General features: G+C 66.1%; 10 protein-coding genes. 5 read left to right on the forward strand and 5 right to left on the reverse strand.

Going from position 1 to position 16,073, the window contains the following annotated elements:
* Both ACIQ09_RS18475 and ACIQ09_RS18480 read right to left on the reverse strand, forming a co-directional pair.
* The coding region (locus ACIQ09_RS18475) for a carboxyl transferase domain-containing protein (protein ID WP_398313253.1) at positions 1-1,188 on the reverse strand (1,188 nt) is incomplete at its 3' end.
* A gap of 14 nt (positions 1,189-1,202) precedes the next feature.
* Positions 1,203-2,375 carry an isovaleryl-CoA dehydrogenase gene (locus ACIQ09_RS18480; protein ID WP_398313255.1) on the reverse strand — a complete coding sequence of 391 codons (1,173 nt, stop codon included), beginning with the start codon at positions 2,373-2,375 and terminating at the stop codon, positions 1,203-1,205.
* A gap of 154 nt (positions 2,376-2,529) precedes the next feature.
* Between ACIQ09_RS18480 and ACIQ09_RS18485 the strand changes: the two genes are divergently transcribed.
* Positions 2,530-3,597, forward strand: coding sequence for an AraC family transcriptional regulator (locus ACIQ09_RS18485; RefSeq protein WP_398313257.1), 1,068 nt, complete (start codon positions 2,530-2,532; stop codon positions 3,595-3,597).
* 52 nt (positions 3,598-3,649) lie between these two features.
* Here the strand turns inward: ACIQ09_RS18485 and ACIQ09_RS18490 are convergent, their stop codons facing one another.
* Entirely contained in the window at positions 3,650-5,467 is a 1,818-nt protein-coding gene (locus tag ACIQ09_RS18490) for a putative bifunctional diguanylate cyclase/phosphodiesterase (protein WP_398313259.1), read from the reverse strand.
* 116 nt (positions 5,468-5,583) lie between these two features.
* Positions 5,584-7,263 carry a methyl-accepting chemotaxis protein gene (locus tag ACIQ09_RS18495; RefSeq protein WP_398313261.1) on the reverse strand — a complete coding sequence of 560 codons (1,680 nt, stop codon included), beginning with the start codon at positions 7,261-7,263 and terminating at the stop codon, positions 5,584-5,586.
* Positions 7,264-7,349: 86 nt separating this feature from the next.
* Here ACIQ09_RS18495 and ACIQ09_RS18500 point away from each other — a divergent pair, with 86 nt between their 5' ends.
* Complete coding sequence (locus tag ACIQ09_RS18500; RefSeq protein ID WP_398313263.1) at positions 7,350-7,646, forward strand: hypothetical protein; 297 nt, start codon at positions 7,350-7,352, stop codon at positions 7,644-7,646.
* A 380-nt stretch (positions 7,647-8,026) separates the two neighbouring features.
* Positions 8,027-9,916, forward strand: coding sequence for a S8 family peptidase (locus ACIQ09_RS18505; RefSeq protein ID WP_398313271.1), 1,890 nt, complete (start codon positions 8,027-8,029; stop codon positions 9,914-9,916).
* Positions 9,917-9,966: 50 nt separating this feature from the next.
* Here ACIQ09_RS18505 and ACIQ09_RS18510 read toward each other — a convergent pair whose 3' ends face one another.
* A complete protein-coding gene (locus ACIQ09_RS18510; RefSeq protein ID WP_398313265.1) occupies positions 9,967-12,957 on the reverse strand; it encodes a 7TM diverse intracellular signaling domain-containing protein in 2,991 nt (996 codons plus the stop codon).
* 232 nt (positions 12,958-13,189) lie between these two features.
* On the opposite strand from ACIQ09_RS18510, the gene ACIQ09_RS18515 reads away from it, so the two are divergent.
* Positions 13,190-14,362: a methyltransferase gene (locus tag ACIQ09_RS18515; protein ID WP_398313267.1), complete on the forward strand. Its 1,173-nt coding sequence runs from the start codon at positions 13,190-13,192 to the stop codon at positions 14,360-14,362.
* An 89-nt stretch (positions 14,363-14,451) separates the two neighbouring features.
* Positions 14,452-16,008 carry a phosphatidylserine/phosphatidylglycerophosphate/cardiolipin synthase family protein gene (locus ACIQ09_RS18520; RefSeq protein ID WP_398313269.1) on the forward strand — a complete coding sequence of 519 codons (1,557 nt, stop codon included), beginning with the start codon at positions 14,452-14,454 and terminating at the stop codon, positions 16,006-16,008.
* Positions 16,009-16,073 lie beyond the last annotated feature (65 nt).

The raw sequence follows: 16,073 nt of genomic DNA on the forward strand, positions 1-16,073 counted from the left end.
CTTCGCGCCGTCCTTGGCGATGCCGCCGTTCTCATACTTGCGGCCGACCATGAAGCCGGTGATGTTCTGCAGGAAGACCAGCGGCACGCCGCGCTGAGCGCACAGCTCGATGAAGTGGGCGCCCTTCTGGGCCGACTCGCCGAACAGGATGCCGTTGTTGGCGACGATGCCGATGGGCATGCCGTAGAGGTGGGCAAAGCCAGTGACCAGGGTCGTGCCGTAGCGCGCCTTGAACTCGTCGAAGCGCGAGCCATCGACGATGCGGGCAATCACCTCGCGCACGTCGTAGGGCTTGCGCGTGTCGGTGGGGATCACGCCGTAGATCTCGGCAGGATCGTAAAGAGGCTCCTCCGCATCGAGCAACTTCAGCCCGACCGGCTTGGTCCGGTTGAGGGTGCCGACGATGCGCCGGGCGATGTGCAGGGCGTGGGTGTCGTTCTCGGCCAGATGGTCGGCCACGCCGGAGACGCGGGTGTGCACGTCGCCGCCGCCCAGGTCTTCGGCCGTCACCACCTCGCCGGTGGCCGCCTTCACCAGCGGCGGGCCACCCAGGAAGATGGTGCCCTGGTTCTTGACGATGATGGTCTCGTCGCTCATGGCCGGCACGTAGGCGCCGCCGGCGGTGCACGAGCCCATCACCACGGCGATCTGGGGAATGCCCAGGGCCGACATGTTGGCCTGGTTGAAGAAGATGCGCCCGAAGTGGTCCCGGTCGGGGAAGACCTCGTCCTGCTTGGGCAGGAAGGCGCCGCCGGAATCCACCAGGTAGATGCACGGCAGGCGGTTTTCCTGGGCGATCTCCTGGGCGCGCAGGTGCTTCTTCACCGTCATCGGGTAGTAGGTGCCGCCCTTCACGGTGGCATCGTTGGCCACGATCATGCACTCGGTGCCATTGACCCGGCCGATGCCGGTGATCACGCCGGCCGAGGGCGCATCGTTGTCGTACATCCCGTAGGCGGCCAGCTGGCCGAGTTCGAGAAAGCCGGTGCCGGGATCAAGCAAATGATTGACCCGGTCGCGGGGCAGCAGCTTGCCGCGCGCCACATGCTTGGCCCGGGCCGCCTCACCACCGCCGAGGGACACCTGCGCAGCCTTCTCGCGCAGGTCGGCCACGATCTTGCCCATCTCGGCCGTGTTGGCCTGGAACTCGGGCGACCGCGGGTTGATGCTGGATTTGATGACGCTCATGTCGGCTTCCTTGCTCAGGCCGTTTCGGAGAACAGCTCGCGACCGATCAGCATGCGGCGGATCTCGCTGGTGCCGGCGCCGATCTCGTAAAGTTTGGCGTCGCGCCACAGGCGGCCGACCGGGTATTCGTTGGTATAGCCCACACCGCCCAGGGTCTGGATGGCTTCGCCGGCCATCCAGGTGGCCTTCTCGGCGGAATACAGGATGGCGCCAGCGGCGTCCTTGCGCAGGGAACGGGCGTGGTCGGTGCGGTCACAGGCCTGGCCCACCGCGTACACATAAGCGCGGGTAGCCATCCAGGTGGAGTACATGTCGGCCAGCTTGCCCTGCATCAGCTGGAACTCGCCAATGCTCTGGCCAAACTGCTTGCGGTCGTGGAGGTAGGGCACGACTTCGTCCATGCACGCCGCCATGATGCCCAGCGGGCCACCGCACAGCACGGCGCGCTCGTAGTCGAGGCCACTCATCAGCACCTTGACGCCATTGCCTACGCCACCCAGCACGTTCTCCTCGGGCACCTCCACATCGTCGAAGAACAGGGGGAAGGTGTTGGAACCGCGCATGCCCAGCTTGTCCAGGTGGGTGCCATGGGTAAAGCCCTTCATGCCCTTCTCGATGATGAAGGCGGTCATGCCCTTGGGGCCGGCTTCGATGTCGGTCTTGGCATACACCACCAGGGTGTCGGCGTCGCCGCCGTTGGTGATCCACATCTTGGCGCCGTTGAGCACATAGCGATCGCCCTTCTTGTCGGCGCGCAGCTTCATGCTCACCACGTCAGAGCCGGCGTTGGGCTCGCTCATGGCCAGGGCGCCCACGTGGTCGCCGGAGATCAGCTTGGGCAGGTATTTCTGCTTCTGGGCTTCGGTGCCGTTGCGGCGGATCTGGTTGACGCACAGGTTGGAGTGGGCGCCGTAGGACAGGCCGACAGAAGCGGAGGCGCGGGAGACTTCTTCCAGGGCGATGATGTGCGCCAGGTAGCCCATGTTGGTACCACCGTACTCCTCCGGCGCGGTCATGCCATGCAGGCCCAGGTCGCCGAGCTTCTTCCACAGGTCGGCGGGAAACTCATTCACCCGGTCGATCTCGGCCGCGCGGGGCGCGATCTCCTTGGCCGCGAAGGCCTGGATGGTGTCGCGCAGGGCTTCGATGGTTTCGCCGAGATGGAAATCGAGGCTGGGTACGTTCATGGTTTGTCTCCTCCGGAAGATGGGTATGGCGGGACCGGACTTGGCAGTCCCTGTCGACACGCGGCAGAGTACGTCTCCCGACAGGGTGCCGGGCGCCATCGTGGTTGCAGATCGTGCCACGAGCACAGGCCACAGACGATAAAATTTCGGGGCCATGGAAAATCCCGCTCCCGACACCCGCCCGCCCGACCTATCCCGCGCTGCAACACCGATCGCCTTCATCGAGGCCATCCTGGCCGGTTACCGCCGCTACGGTACAGACCCGGCCAACGCCCTGGCCCGCGCCGGCATCAGCCCAGCTCTGCTCGGACACCCCGAAGCGCGGGTGACTGCCAGCCAGATGGAGATCATGTCGGGGGCGGCGATGCAGGAGCTCGACGACGAAGCCCTGGGCTGGTTCTCCCGGCGCCTGCCCTGGGGCAGCTACGGCATGCTGTGCCGTGCTTCCATCACCTCGCCCGATCTGGGCGTGGCCCTCAAACGCTGGTGCCGCCACCACCGCCTGCTGACCGACGACATCGAGCTACGCCTTGAGATCAGCGGCAGCGAGGCCCGCCTCACCCTGACCCCCAGGCGCGAGCTGGACGAACTGCGCGAGTTCTGCCTGGTCACCCTGCTGCGCTATGTGCTGGGCTACGCCTGCTGGGCCATCGACTCACGCATTCCCCTGCAGGAAACGCGCTTTCCCTTCCCACCGCCGCCCCACGCCGAGACCTACCCCCTGCTCTTCCCCGGCCCCGTGCAGTTCAACGCCGACATGGCGGGGTTCAGCTTCGACGCCCGCTACCTCGCGCTGCCCATCCGCCGCGACGAATCCGCCCTGCGCGCCATGCTCCAGCGCGCCCTGCCTCTCACCGTGCTCCAGTACCGGCGCGACCGGCTGCTCGTCGAGGGCGTGCGTCACTTCCTGCGCAGCCCCGACAACCTGGGCGCCACCGCCGAGCGGGTCGCCGAACACCTGCATGTTTCTGTCCGCACCCTGCACCGGCAGCTCAAGGAAGAAGGCTCCTCCCTGCAGCAGCTCAAGGACGACACCCGCCGCGACCACGCCATCGCGCTCCTCGACCGCAGCCGCAAATCGGTCAAGCAGATCTCGGCCCTGGTGGGTTTCGGCAACGAAAAGAGCTTCAGCCGCGCCTTCCGCACCTGGACCGGCCTGCCGCCCCAGGCCTGGCGGGAGCGCAACCAGACGGCAGAGGCGGCTGCGACGACAGAAAATTGACTCAACAGCCTTGGAGATGCCCGTCAGAGGGAGCCTTGTGGATCCCGTGCCCTCACGACGAACAGAGCACGGGTGCGCGCGGACTGCGGACACGCCACCAGGCGATAAGAGACGCGGCGGCAAGCGGCCTGGAGAACAGGTAGCCCTGACCCTGATGGCAGTTCAAGCACCGGAGGACGCTCAGTTCGGCCTCGGTTTCAATGCCCTCAGCCACGATATCCAGGGACAGGCTGTTGGCCAGGGCGATGATGGCGCGGGCTATCGATTCGTTTACGGGGGTGGTGTCGATGTCCCGGACGAAGGACTGATCGATTTTCAGGCGGTCAATCGGCAGACGCCTCAGGTAGCCCAGGCTGGAATAGCCGGTACCGAAATCGTCAATCGCCAACCTGACGCCGAGGGCCTTGATGGCGTTCAAGGTGCACAGCACCTCGTCCGCGTTGTGCATCAGGACACTTTCCGTCAGCTCGAGCTCCACACAATCGCCCGGGAGACGATGCTCGACCAGCTGGCTTGCCAGAAAGTCCGCAAAGCCGGGCTGACGGAACTGCAAGGCCGATATATTCACCGACATGCGCAGCGGAGGCAGGCCGTCGTCCAGCCAGCTGCGCAATTGCGCGAGAGCCCGCTTCACGACCCACGCGCCAAGCCCGACAATCAGCCCGCTCTCCTCGGCCACGGGGATGAACTCGAGAGGCGGCACCATGCCTCTTTCAGGATGCTGCCAGCGCAGCAGCGCCTCCACACCGCATACCTGCTGGCCATCCAGCGCCAGCTGGGGTTGGAAATGCAGTTCCAGCTCATCCCGCTCGATCGCCTTGCGCAACTCGCTCTCCAGCGAAATGCAGCTGACGCTCCCCGTCGGCATCTCCGGCGAGTAGCTGCGAAAGCCGTTCCGCCCGGCCGCCTTTGCCTCGTACATTGCCGCATCCGCCTTGGTCAGCAGCGCGCCGATCCGCAGATCATCGTGGGGATAGATCGCGCTGCCGATACTCACCGTGATCACGGGCGCATGCCCCAGCATGTCCATCGGCTCCTGCATCGAATCGACGATCCGGCGCGCCACCGGGGCGACCTGATCCGGATGGGTCAGATCCTCCATCAGAATGACGAACTCATCGCCGGCCAGGCGGGCCACCGTATCCACTTGCCTGGCACAGGCCTTCAGGCGCCCTACCACCCGGCGCAGCACCTCGTCGCCGGCGCTATGGCCAAGGGAGTCGTTGATCTGCTTGAAACGGTCCACGTCGATGAACAGCAAGGCGACCAGACGCCCGGAGCGATCTGCGTCCAGGCAGGCACGTTCAAGGCGATCGGTGAACAATGCGCGATTGGGGATGCCCGTCAGCGCATCGTAGTGCGCCATCTGGTAGAGAACCGCCTGCTTGCGCTGGGTGATGATGTCGAGCAGATCACGACCATCGGCAACCCCCAGGTAGCGGTCACCGGCACTGACGATGAAGCCAGTGACCATGTGGCGCATGCCGGCACCGATGATCGTCCGCGCCGCATCCTCCACCGTACAGTCATCCCCGATGACCAACGGGGGCCCGTTGCTGTAGCGCGGATGGGCAAGCAACTCGAGGATGCTGCGGCGTCCGAAAACGTCCCGGCTATACCGGCGACTGAAAAACTCAATGAAGCTGGCACGATCGATCAGCGCGATCGGGCGGGCGCCATCGTCGACAACCGGCAGCGCGTACACCTCTTCATCCAGCAGAAACCGGTCGAGGACACTCAGGCAGCAGACATTGCCGGACAAGGGCTCCACCCGCCTCAGCAAATGACGGACCGTGGCGACATCCTGACGCGGATGGAGGCAGGCAAAGCTCTGCAAGGACAGGCAGGACGCAGGGGGACGGGAGCGCATACGCAGCACGGGCAACAGGAATCGATTTTTCGGGTCGGGAACAGACAGGAAGCCGTCAGCCGCGCCAGGGCCATACCCGACAAAGCGCGGGCTCACAGCCCCTCGTACGACGCGCCTCAGAACAACTCGACGCGCCCCTCCTCATGGCCAGCCAGACGACCGGCAGGCAGGGTGAAGCGGGCAATGGAATCTCGCATGTTCCCGGCCAGGACTTCCAGCACGCCGGCCGACTGGGTGGCCGCCATCAAGGCCTCGGCGTTGCTCAGGGAAGAAGCCGAAATCGTGGAGATGATCTCGGCGATGTGACGCGACTCGTCGCGATGCTGCTCCAGCGCGTCGCTGATCGATCCGCTGGCCTGCTCGGCCGCCAGGGTCTTCTCCTGGATCGAGCGGATCGACGCCGATGCCTCCGACGCCTTCTCGACTCCCTGGGAAACCTGGTCGGCCCCCTGGCGCACGGCACAGACCGTCCTGGAGGCAATCCCCTGCGTCCGCTCTATCATCGTCGAGATACGCTGCGTTGAATCCTTGGTGCGCTCGGCCAGCTTGCGCACCTCATCGGCGACCACGGCAAAACCGCGGCCAGCCTCGCCGGCGCGTGCGGCCTCGATCGCCGCATTGAGGGCCAACAGGTTGGTCTGCTCGGCAATCTCCCGGATGACATCGACAATTCCGGAGATCTGCCGCGACTCGGACTCCAGCAAATCCAGATGGCCGGTGGCCTCCGAGATATGAGACGCCATGCGCCTGATCTCCTCCGTGGAGTCCTGGATCACCGTAGCCCCCCTGTCGGACACCTGGCCTGCTGTTCTCGCCAGGCTGCGCGCTTCGTGGGCAGACACCGCGATTCTCTGTACCCCCTCAACCAGATCCAGAATGGACGCCGAGGCACGATCCGCTGAGCTGCGCTGCTCATGACTGCGCTCGGAGATCTCGACGGTGGCGTGGGCAAACGCCATGGACGCAGAAGTCAAGGCGTGAGCGCTATCCACCAGACGCTCGATGAGCTGGCGGAACGCCCTGGTCACGTGGTTCATGGTGTCGGCAATGTCGCGAAACTCATCGCGGCTATCGACCTGGAACACCACCGTCAGGTCACCGGTCGCCAGGCGATTGGCATCGGCGCGGATGGCGCTGATCGCATCCGTCAGGGCCTGGTACACCACAAAAAATCCATACACCGCCAGGAGCAAGGGCACGAGGGAGGCGATGCATGTCAGCCACAGCGCCTGATAGTTCGAGGCCAGACGTGACGCCAGGACTTCCGACAACGCCACGCCAAGGCGTGTCTCGAGCGTTCGAAGTGCCTCTGCCGGCGTGCGGAATGCGGACGAAGCCTCGTCCGCGCTGTAAGTGGCATTCTGCAGGGTCAGCCCGAACGCGACGATCTGCGCCAGTTCGAAAGAAGCCGAAAGCTCTCCGCTGACCCCCATGAGATTTCCATCCGCCAGGCTGTCGGGCAAGCGCGCCAGCTCCCGGGACAGCTGGCGCGCAAGGTCGCCGGCGATGGATACACTGCCGACAATGGCGCTGCGGTCGCGGTCGCTCAGGAAGCCCTCACGAACACTACGCTCGACCAGGAAACCCGCCCGGGAGAGCTGCTCTCCCAAGGACGGTCCTGCAACAACCAACATATGGGCCAGATGGTGGGTATCAATGTCCCGGTCCGGCACGAGGCCGTAGCGATCCGAGATCGCGGCGAGGTAGGCAAGCACCGTGTCACTGTGCATACCGTGGCCGTGCAGCGCCTGCGCCGCCTTGCGGCCGGAAAAGTGCTCCGGGAGTGCACCAGCCATCGCACCGGCCTGCTCCTCGACGCTACGCCATGCATCTTCCAGCACGCCCCCCGGTGCTCGGCGACGTGCCAGGACAGCAAGGCAGCATGGGTGCTTTCGATCCGCTCACGGGCTGCAGGCAAGCCAGCAGACGCATCGGCGCCCTCTGCAGAGACCAGCAAGGATTTGTGCGCCTGCAGGGCTTGCAGATACTGTTGGGCCAGGTTGACACCGGCCAGCGCCTCAGTCTGGGCACGAGTCGCCTGGATCATTGCCACGCGCTCCATCACCACTTGGGCAACGGACATGGCGACGGCCAGGGCTGCCAGGGCTGCAATCAGAAAGAACTTGGCCCGAAAGCCAAGGGCTTTGACGAGGGAGAGGAAGGGCATTGCCTGCAGTGACCGATCAGCGTTGAATCGAGATGCGATCTAGCCATAACAATATTTCACAAATTCGATCTCCAGACCCGGGCCCTCGCCAGAGCCAGTACCGGAACACGAGTTAAGCGTGTCACATCCACGAACGCCTCCGTCAGCTAAGATGGAGTTGAAATATTCCATCAGAATTTACTGGCCTGCTTTCAGGAGCTCCCGTGCCCTCCTACCTATCTTTAAAGCCTTCTCTGCGGACCTCATCGGTCGCAGCCCTGCTCGTCGTCGCCTCGATGAGCTCCGCCCTCGCCGAGCCTGGCCAGGGTTCGGCCCTCACCCCTGCGGAAGGGCGAATGCGCCTTGAGGCCCGGTTGCGAAACATGGGGTTCGGCGCAGATAAGCCCGTGTCGATGCCCGCCTCCATCGATAGCGCACGGCAGATCAAGAAGGCCATGCAGGGCAGCGAGCGTGTGGCCCGGCCCGGGCAGGTGGATGGCCTGGCCATCCGTTTCCGCGCGCCCGAGGTGCAGGCCCTGTCGGCCAGCAACGCCCCGCCGCCCGAAGCGCTCATCGCGCAACTCAATGGTGCCGCAGGCGGCGATCTGCGCTTCCACCGCGCCATGTCCATGGGCTTCCACGTATTCCGCTTCTCCAGCCCTAAGACGGCTGCGGAGGTCGAGGCCATCGTCGCCCGGGTGCGGGCCCTGCCGGAGGTCGAACAGGTTACCGAGGATGTGCGCTCAACCCGCAACTTCACCCCCAATGACATCTCGTTCCCCAAGCAGTGGAACATGCAGTCGGCCTACCTCTACGCGGGCTCAGCCAACCTCCCGTCCGCCTGGACGATCACCACGGGCTCCGCCAGCACGATCGTCGCCGTGCTCGACACCGGCATCACCGCCCACCCGGAGTTCCAGTCCCGTGTGCTGCCCGGCTACGACTTCATCTCCGACCCGTTCACGGCCAACGATGGCAACGGACGGGACGCCGACGCCAGCGACCCGGGCGACTGGACGGCCGACAACGAGTGCGGTGCGGGCACCCCGGGATGGCCCTCGAGCTGGCATGGCACCCACGTGACCGGCATCATCGCCGCGGCCGGCAACAACTGGTCGGGCATGGCAGGCACCAACTGGAATACCCGCATCCTCCCGGTACGGGTGCTGGGCAAATGCGGCGGAAGCGTATCGGACATCATCGACGGCATGCTGTGGGCCGTCGGTCTCGCGGTACCGGGCGTTCCCCTCAACCCCTACCCCGCCCAGGTTCTCAACCTGAGCCTGGGTGGCTGGAGCCCCGGTGGCTGTACCGCCGGCTATGAGGAAGCGCTCAACCGAGTGCGGGCCACCGGCGCGCTGGTGGTTGCCGCAGCGGGCAACGACGACACCGAATCTGCCTACGTCGTACCGGCGGCCTGCGATGGCGTGATGACAGTCGGCGCGGTGGACCATGACGGCTACCGGGCCAGCTACAGCAACTACAGCTTCGTGAATACGGTGAGCATCTCGGCCCCTGGCGGTGACATCAGCTACTACGGCACGCCGGGGTCGGGCATCTACTCGACAGTCAACTCGGGCAGCAAATGGCCGGTTTCCAGCAGCTATGACTATTACGAAGGCACCAGCATGGCGGCACCCCACGTGTCGGGCATAGCCGCCCTGGCCCTGGCCCGCGACCCGCTGATCAGCCCCGAAGTCCTGTATTTCTCGATCTACCTGTCGAGCCACGACTTTCCCCGGGACTCCCTCTGCAGCAGCTACGCCGAAACCTACCTCCTGTGCGGCGCCGGAATCGCCGACGCCTACCAGACCCTGCTGACCGTCTCGGCGCTGGAGCCCTACCTGCTGGTCACCGAGTACTACAACGTGGACATCCGGCACTACTTCCGCACCGGCGCACGCAGTGATTCCGCCTTCATCCTCGCCGGCAACGCCGGCAATGGCTGGCGTGACACCTACGACTACTTCCTGGCCTGGCGCGACGCATCCGGCGGCGCGCAGCCGGTCTGCCGGTTTTATGCCAAGGGGCCGAACTCCCACTTCTTCACCGCCGACGCCAAGGAGTGCAATGACGTCAAGGGCTATCCGGGCTGGGTCTACGAGGGCATCGCCTATTACATGAAAGTCCCGAAAAACAACGTCTGCCCGGTAGGCAGCGTGCCGGTCTATCGCCTCTACAACAACCGCTTCGCCCAGAACGACTCGAACCACCGCTTCACCACCGACATGGACGTGGTCACCCAGATGATGCAGGCCGGATGGCTCTTCGAAGGCGTCAAGATGTGTGGCGGCGGAGGTTGAGCCCCCGGGCACGCAACGGGGCGCTCAAGGCTGGTGAAGAAATCGTGGCCTCAGGCCGGCGGGTCACGCCGCCGGCGGGCATCCCGGGGCAGCCAGCGGAGCAGCGTGGCGTAGAAGGGCTCGGCACCGACAGGTTTGCCGATGTGGTCATCCATACCGGCCTCGATGCAGGCCAGCCGGTCCTGCTCGAAGGCGTTTGCCGTCAGGGCCACGATGGGCGTGTAGGGCCTGCCGGGCAGAGCGCGGATTCCCCGGGCCGCTTCAAAACCGTTCAGCCTGGGCATCTGCAGGTCCATCAGGATCAGATCGTAATCAGTATGTCTCGCCAGCTCGACCGCCTGGGCGCCGTCCTCGGCCAGATCGACGTCCAGGCCCGCTACCAGAAGCAGCTCCCGGGACACCTCCCGGTTGATCGGTTCATCCTCCACCAGCAGCACCCGGGCGCCGGCACAGGTCTCGCGCAACAGCTCCTCGGCCGTACGCCCTGCCCCGGCCAGGCCCTGCAGCGGCTCGGGATCTGCCATGACCAGGGGTACGGCGAACCAGAACACGCTGCCGGCGCCTGGCACGCTATCCACGCCGATACGGCCTCCCATCAACTGCGTCAGACGCTTGCTGATGGTCAGCCCGAGGCCCGTACCCCCATATTTGCGCGTGGTTGAATTGTCCGACTGCTCGAACGCCAGGAACAGGCGCTTCTGGTCTTCCGCAGGGATGCCAATACCCGTATCGAGCACCTCGAAACGCACCAGCACCTTGTGATTCTCGCCCTCGGGCGCCTGCACGCGTACTGTCACACCGCCCCTGTGGGTGAACTTGACCGCATTGCTGGCCAGGTTGAGGAGGACCTGCCCGAGGCGCACCGGATCCCCCTTGAAGCGGCGCTCAGCCAGGGGCGTGGCAATATCCAGATCCAGGCTCAGGCCCTTGGCGGCGGCCGTCGGGCTGATCAGAGCGGTCAGGCTGTCGAGGACATCGGCCAGCGTGAAATCCACCGTCTCGAGGGTGAGACGGTCGGCTTCGATCTTTGAAATGTCGAGGATGTCGTTGATCACCGCGAGCAGGTGCTGCGACGCCTGCCTGACCTTCTTTAGCTGGTCGATCTGCTTCGGATCGGTCGCCCGGCGCAGAGCCAGGTCGGTCATGCCCATGATGCCGTTCATGGGTGTGCGCAGCTCATGGCTCATGTTGGCCAGGAAGGCGCTCTTGGCCCGGCTGGCACTCTCGGCCGCCTCCTTGGCGATGGAGAGCGCCGCGGTGCGCTCGACGACCAGCGCTTCGAGGTGCCGGCGATGGAGCGCCAGCTCGGCATCCAGCTGCTTGCGCTCGGTCACGTCCCGGGCCGAACCCACGGTGCCGATGATTTCCCCGTGCTCGTTGACGAAGGGGGCCTTGCGCACATCCAGCACCAGCAGGTGCCCGCGGATATTGCCGCTCTCCTCGAAAGTGGACGGGCAACCGCGGGCCAGGGTCACAAGGTCGGTGTCCCCGCACAACTCGCCAAAGGTGTGCCAGTGGCGGTCGTCCGGGTGGGCCGCGCGCTCACGCAGAGCGAAGAACAGATCGTTGCGGCCAACCGGCTCGGACGTATCGGCGGCGCACAACAGGTCACGGCACATGGCCTGGTTGGCAAACAGATAATGCCCCTCCAGATCCTTGGCCCAGATCATGTCGGGCACGTTGTCGCACATCAGGCGCAGCAGCGCCGCCAGCTTGGCCGAACGTTCGGTGGTATCGGCAAGCTCGGCCGTACGCTGGGCGATGCGCTCCTCCAGCGCCTTCTCCGACGCCTCCAGGGCTTCCCGGGCGAGGCGCTCGGCGGCCAGGGCCTCGGCCTGGGCCAGCTCCTTGTCACGCCGCAGGATATGGATGCGGCTGGCCAGGGCAAAGGAGAACAGCAACATCTCCAGCGCCGAACCGATCTGCATGCCGTAGGACGTCAGCGGGTTGGTCGGCAGCCAGTTGAGGGTCCGCAGGGACAGCATGGCCACACCCAGCAACAACAGGCTCCAGGCCGCCAGGAAGATCCGCGCGGCCGGCTGCCCGCGCTGGAAAGCCAGCAGCCCACCCACCACGGCAACACACGAAAAGGCCGTGCCCACCAGCGCCGTTGCCACGCCACCCGGCCGATAGGCGTAGATCACCGGGACCAGCCCAGCGATCACGAAACACACCTGCAGAAAGCGGATCAGCCGATCGAGCCCGGGAGCCGTCCGGGCCGTGTGCAGAAACTGCCGGGTGAAGATCGCCCCGAAGAAGCCGGTCATACAGAACCCCACCGGCAGAGCGATATTGCCCCAGCCCGGGGCGTTGGGCCACAGGTACTGGTTGCCGAGGCCAAGCATGGACAACTGGGCCAGCGCCATGGATCCGACACAGGCCACGTACACCAGATAGATCCGCTCCCGCAGCGAGAAAAACAGCAGCAGGTTGTAGATGCCGAGGGCCAGCAGCATGCCGAAATACAGGGCCAGGACCCCGTACACCTTCTGGTCGTTCTCGTGCAAGGCCCGCGGCGCCCATAAGGTCGCCGGCACGGTCAGGCTGCCGCCGGAGCGGACCCGCAGGTAAACCGTCTGCTCGCCACCCGGCCTCACCACCAGGGGGAACACCAGGTTGCGATGCTCGAAGGGCCACGTGGCATGGGGGGTCAGATCACCGCTGCGCAGATGCACCGGCTCCCCCTCACCCGACACGGAATGGAAATCGACGAAATCCAGGGACGGGTAGGCCAGCTCCAGCAACCAGTCCCGGGCCGCACCCGCATCGGCCACCAGTTTCAGGCGCAGCCAGTAAGTGGATGCCGAGTAACCGAAATTCAGATCGCTGTCTCCGGCCACCGGGGCAAACCGGCTGGCCATCTCAGGGCGCTGCACCTCGTCGATGGAGAGCTGGCCCGACGGATCCTCAAGCACCTCCAAGTGGGGCCGCAGGGACAGGCAACGGGTATCCGGCGCCAGCGCCGCCGGGCTCAGGGCATGCCCGATCGTCGGAATGACAACACAGGCGACGAGCACGAGCAGCCAACGAACGTAACGCATTCCACTCCTTTGCAAAAATCAGTCCTGGTCACCAATGACCCCACAGCGCCTGCGCGCAAGCCCGGCATGGTGCCACCGAAATACTGATCCTGCGACTGGCGCGCGCCTTTCAAGCACAGCGCCCGACACACCCGCTCAGGCCGTCAGTGCCAGGCTGGCAAGGCCATTCAGTGTTAGCCTGAATCCTGACCTCCCGCCCTGGCGGCCCCCCCATGCGCGTGCCGCCCGTACCATGACGCTCCGCCAACGCTTCCTCGCCCTCCAGTCCGTACTCAACGCCCACCAGCCTCTGTGGCGGGCCTCGCCCTTCTACGAACGCCGGCCCCCCTGGTGTGCCCAGTGGCCCACGCTCGCCGAGGCGGCCCTGCAGCTGGATGACAGCACCCTTGAGCATCTGTCCGGTGATCCGGCGGCCTTCCAGGACTGGCTCGCCCCGAGGCTGCCCGTCGCCACGCAGCTGGAAAGACTGTGTGAGCTCCCCGCCCTGCCACCCCGCGAGCTGCCCCCCGTCGGAGCCCAGTTCGACTGGCAGATCCCCCAGCGCAAGCGTGAACAGATCGAAGCCTTCGCCGCCCACAGCCCGGCCGCCGGCGCCCCCCTGCTGGAATGGTGCGCCGGCAAGGGGCACCTGGGCCGACGCCTGGCCTTGAGTGACGGGCAGCCGGTGAGCTCCCTGGAGATCGACCCGGAGCTCTGCGAGCATGCCACCCGCCTGGCCAGCCGGGCCCGCATCGAACAGATCGTGCTGTGCGCCGACGCCCTGGAAGCGGGCGCCCACCGGCATGTACGCGACCATGCCGTGCTGGCCCTGCATGCCTGCGGCGAGCTGCACCGCGCCCTGGTGCGCCATGCGGCCGACGACGGCGCCCGCAGCTACCGCATCGCCCCGTGCTGCTACTACCGTGGCGCCCAGGACGGCTACCTCCCCCTCAACCGTGACGCCGATCTGCCCCTCGACGGCCACACCCTGCGCCTGGCCGTCACCGAAACCGTCACCGCCACCCAGCGCATCCGCCGGCGTCTGGCCCGCGACCAGGCCTGGAAGCTCGGCTTCATCGCCCTGCGCAACGCCCTCCTCGGCGAGGCCATCCGCCCCTTCCGGCCGGTGCCCCCCACCTGGTTGACGGGCGAGTTCTCCGATTACGGCCGCTTCCTGGCCGAGCGCGAAGGCCTGCCCCTGCCAGCCCAGGTGGACTGGGCCCACTGGCAGGCGGTGGGCGAACAACGCCGTGGCGAAGTCCGCCGCCTGGAACTGATCCGCCATGCCTTCCGCCGCGGGCTGGAGATGTGGCTCGTGCTGGATGTGGCCCTGGGCCTGGAAGAAGCCGGCTTCAGCGTTCGCGTCGGCACCTTCTGCGACCGTGCCCTGACCCCACGCAACCTGCTGGTGCTAGCCGAACGTTGAGACCGATGGCCGGCAGCGCGCTGCAGCTTGCGCATTCCCGGCCGGCATGATGAGATTCCCGGCCTAAGCCTGCACTGCGTCGTCCTGCCATGTGCTCTCCCCGTTTCGGCCCGGCCTGCATCCCGATCCTTGCCGCCGCCCTGCTCGCCGGCTGTGCAGCCCAGCCGGCGTGGCAAAAGCCGCCGCCCGGCATCGCCCAGGCCCCGCGCCCCGACAGCCCGTTTGCCAGCACCGAGACCCGGATCGCCACGCACCATGGCGCCGGGAGCTCCGGCTTCGACCTGCTCGAACGCAATGACAGAGCACTGCAGTGGCGCCTGGCCCTGATCGACTCGGCCCGTCACAGCATCGACCTGCAGTACTACGTATGGTTTGGCGACACGGTGGGCAAGCTGATCATGTTCCGGGTGATCGACGCCGCTGACCGCGGCGTCAAGGTGCGCATCCTGTTCGATGACTTGAACACCATGCTCCACGACATGACCCACGTGGAGCTGCGCGACAGCCTGCTGGCGCGAATCGACCGCCACCCCAACATCGAGATCCGCGTCTTCAATGCCTGGCAGGAACGCTCCCTGGCCGGCCGCGTTTTCGGCACGGCCACCGATTTCGAGCGCCTCAACCGGCGCATGCACAACAAGCAGATGATCGTGGACAACCGCGCGGCCATCATCGGCGGACGCAACCTGGGTGACGAATATTTCGGTCTCAACCCCGACTTCAACTTCCACGACCTGGACGTGCTCGGCGTCGGCCCGGTGGCGCGGCAGGCCAGCCAGGTGTTCGACCGTTACTGGAACAGCGAATGGGTGCGCCGGATTCCCAAACCGGAGGCCGCGGAGGCATCCTCACCGGATGACGAGCTGGGCAGCCGCTCGCGGGCCGAGCTGATGCGCCACCCCAGCCTGCAGGCCCTCAACGCCGGCAGCACCGACTGGGACGGCCCGCTGGCCGGCCTGCCGGCCATGCTCGCTGTCGGTGCCAGCCAGGTGCATACCGACTCGCCTTCCCGCGACGCGAAGGTCAGCAACCACACACCCGAAGCGTTCCGGGCCCTGATGCGTTCGGCCCGCCGGGAGGTGCTGATCACCAACGCCTACATCATCCCCGACACCCTCTTCATGGACGACCTGCGCGAACTCGGCGCGCGCGGCGTACAGGTGCGCATCCTCACCAACTCCCTGGCCTCCCATGACGTGCCGGCGGTGAACAGCCACTACCAGGCCTGGCGCGAGCCCATCCTCGCCACCGGGGCCCGCCTGCACGAACTGCGCGCCGACGCCGCCGTGCAGGGCGAGTTCGTCGACCTCCCGCCCCTGCGCGCCGCCTTCGTGGGTCTGCATACCAAGGCCATGGTGATCGACCGGGAGCGGGCCTTCGTCGGCTCCATGAACCTCGACCCCCGCTCCCAGATCCTCAACTCCGAGATGGGGGTGATCATCGACAGCCCGGTCCTGGCCGACAGGCTCGCCCGGCGCATGGACCGGGACATGGAAGCCGCCAACAGCTGGGAAGTCACCCGCAGCCCGGCGGGCGGGCTCGTATGGCGCAGCGACGCCGGCGAGCTGACCCGCCAGCCCGCCCGCAGCCTGTGGCAGCGCCTCGAAGACATGGTCTTCAAGCTCTTTCCCCCCAGCCTGTACTGAAGGCGTCAATCCTGAAGACTCCGCGCCTCCTCACCTGCGCAGCCGTGCTCAGCCTTGGCCTCCTT

It is taken from the genome of Zoogloea sp. (assembly GCF_044344315.1).
Lineage (GTDB): Bacteria > Pseudomonadota > Gammaproteobacteria > Burkholderiales > Rhodocyclaceae > Zoogloea.

Coding starts and splice junctions, on each gene's coding strand:
- ACIQ09_RS18500 (WP_398313263.1), top strand. CDS start 7,350: ATGGGTGCTTTCGATCCGCTCACGGGCTGCAGGCAAGCCAGCAGACGC.
- ACIQ09_RS18505 (WP_398313271.1), top strand. CDS start 8,027: ATGCCCGCCTCCATCGATAGCGCACGGCAGATCAAGAAGGCCATGCAG.
- ACIQ09_RS18490 (WP_398313259.1), bottom strand. CDS start 5,467: ATGCGCTCCCGTCCCCCTGCGTCCTGCCTGTCCTTGCAGAGCTTTGCC.
- ACIQ09_RS18495 (WP_398313261.1), bottom strand. CDS start 7,263: ATGGCTGGTGCACTCCCGGAGCACTTTTCCGGCCGCAAGGCGGCGCAG.
- ACIQ09_RS18520 (WP_398313269.1), top strand. CDS start 14,452: ATGTGCTCTCCCCGTTTCGGCCCGGCCTGCATCCCGATCCTTGCCGCC.
- ACIQ09_RS18510 (WP_398313265.1), bottom strand. CDS start 12,957: ATGCGTTACGTTCGTTGGCTGCTCGTGCTCGTCGCCTGTGTTGTCATT.
- ACIQ09_RS18515 (WP_398313267.1), top strand. CDS start 13,190: ATGACGCTCCGCCAACGCTTCCTCGCCCTCCAGTCCGTACTCAACGCC.
- ACIQ09_RS18480 (WP_398313255.1), bottom strand. CDS start 2,375: ATGAACGTACCCAGCCTCGATTTCCATCTCGGCGAAACCATCGAAGCC.
- ACIQ09_RS18485 (WP_398313257.1), top strand. CDS start 2,530: ATGGAAAATCCCGCTCCCGACACCCGCCCGCCCGACCTATCCCGCGCT.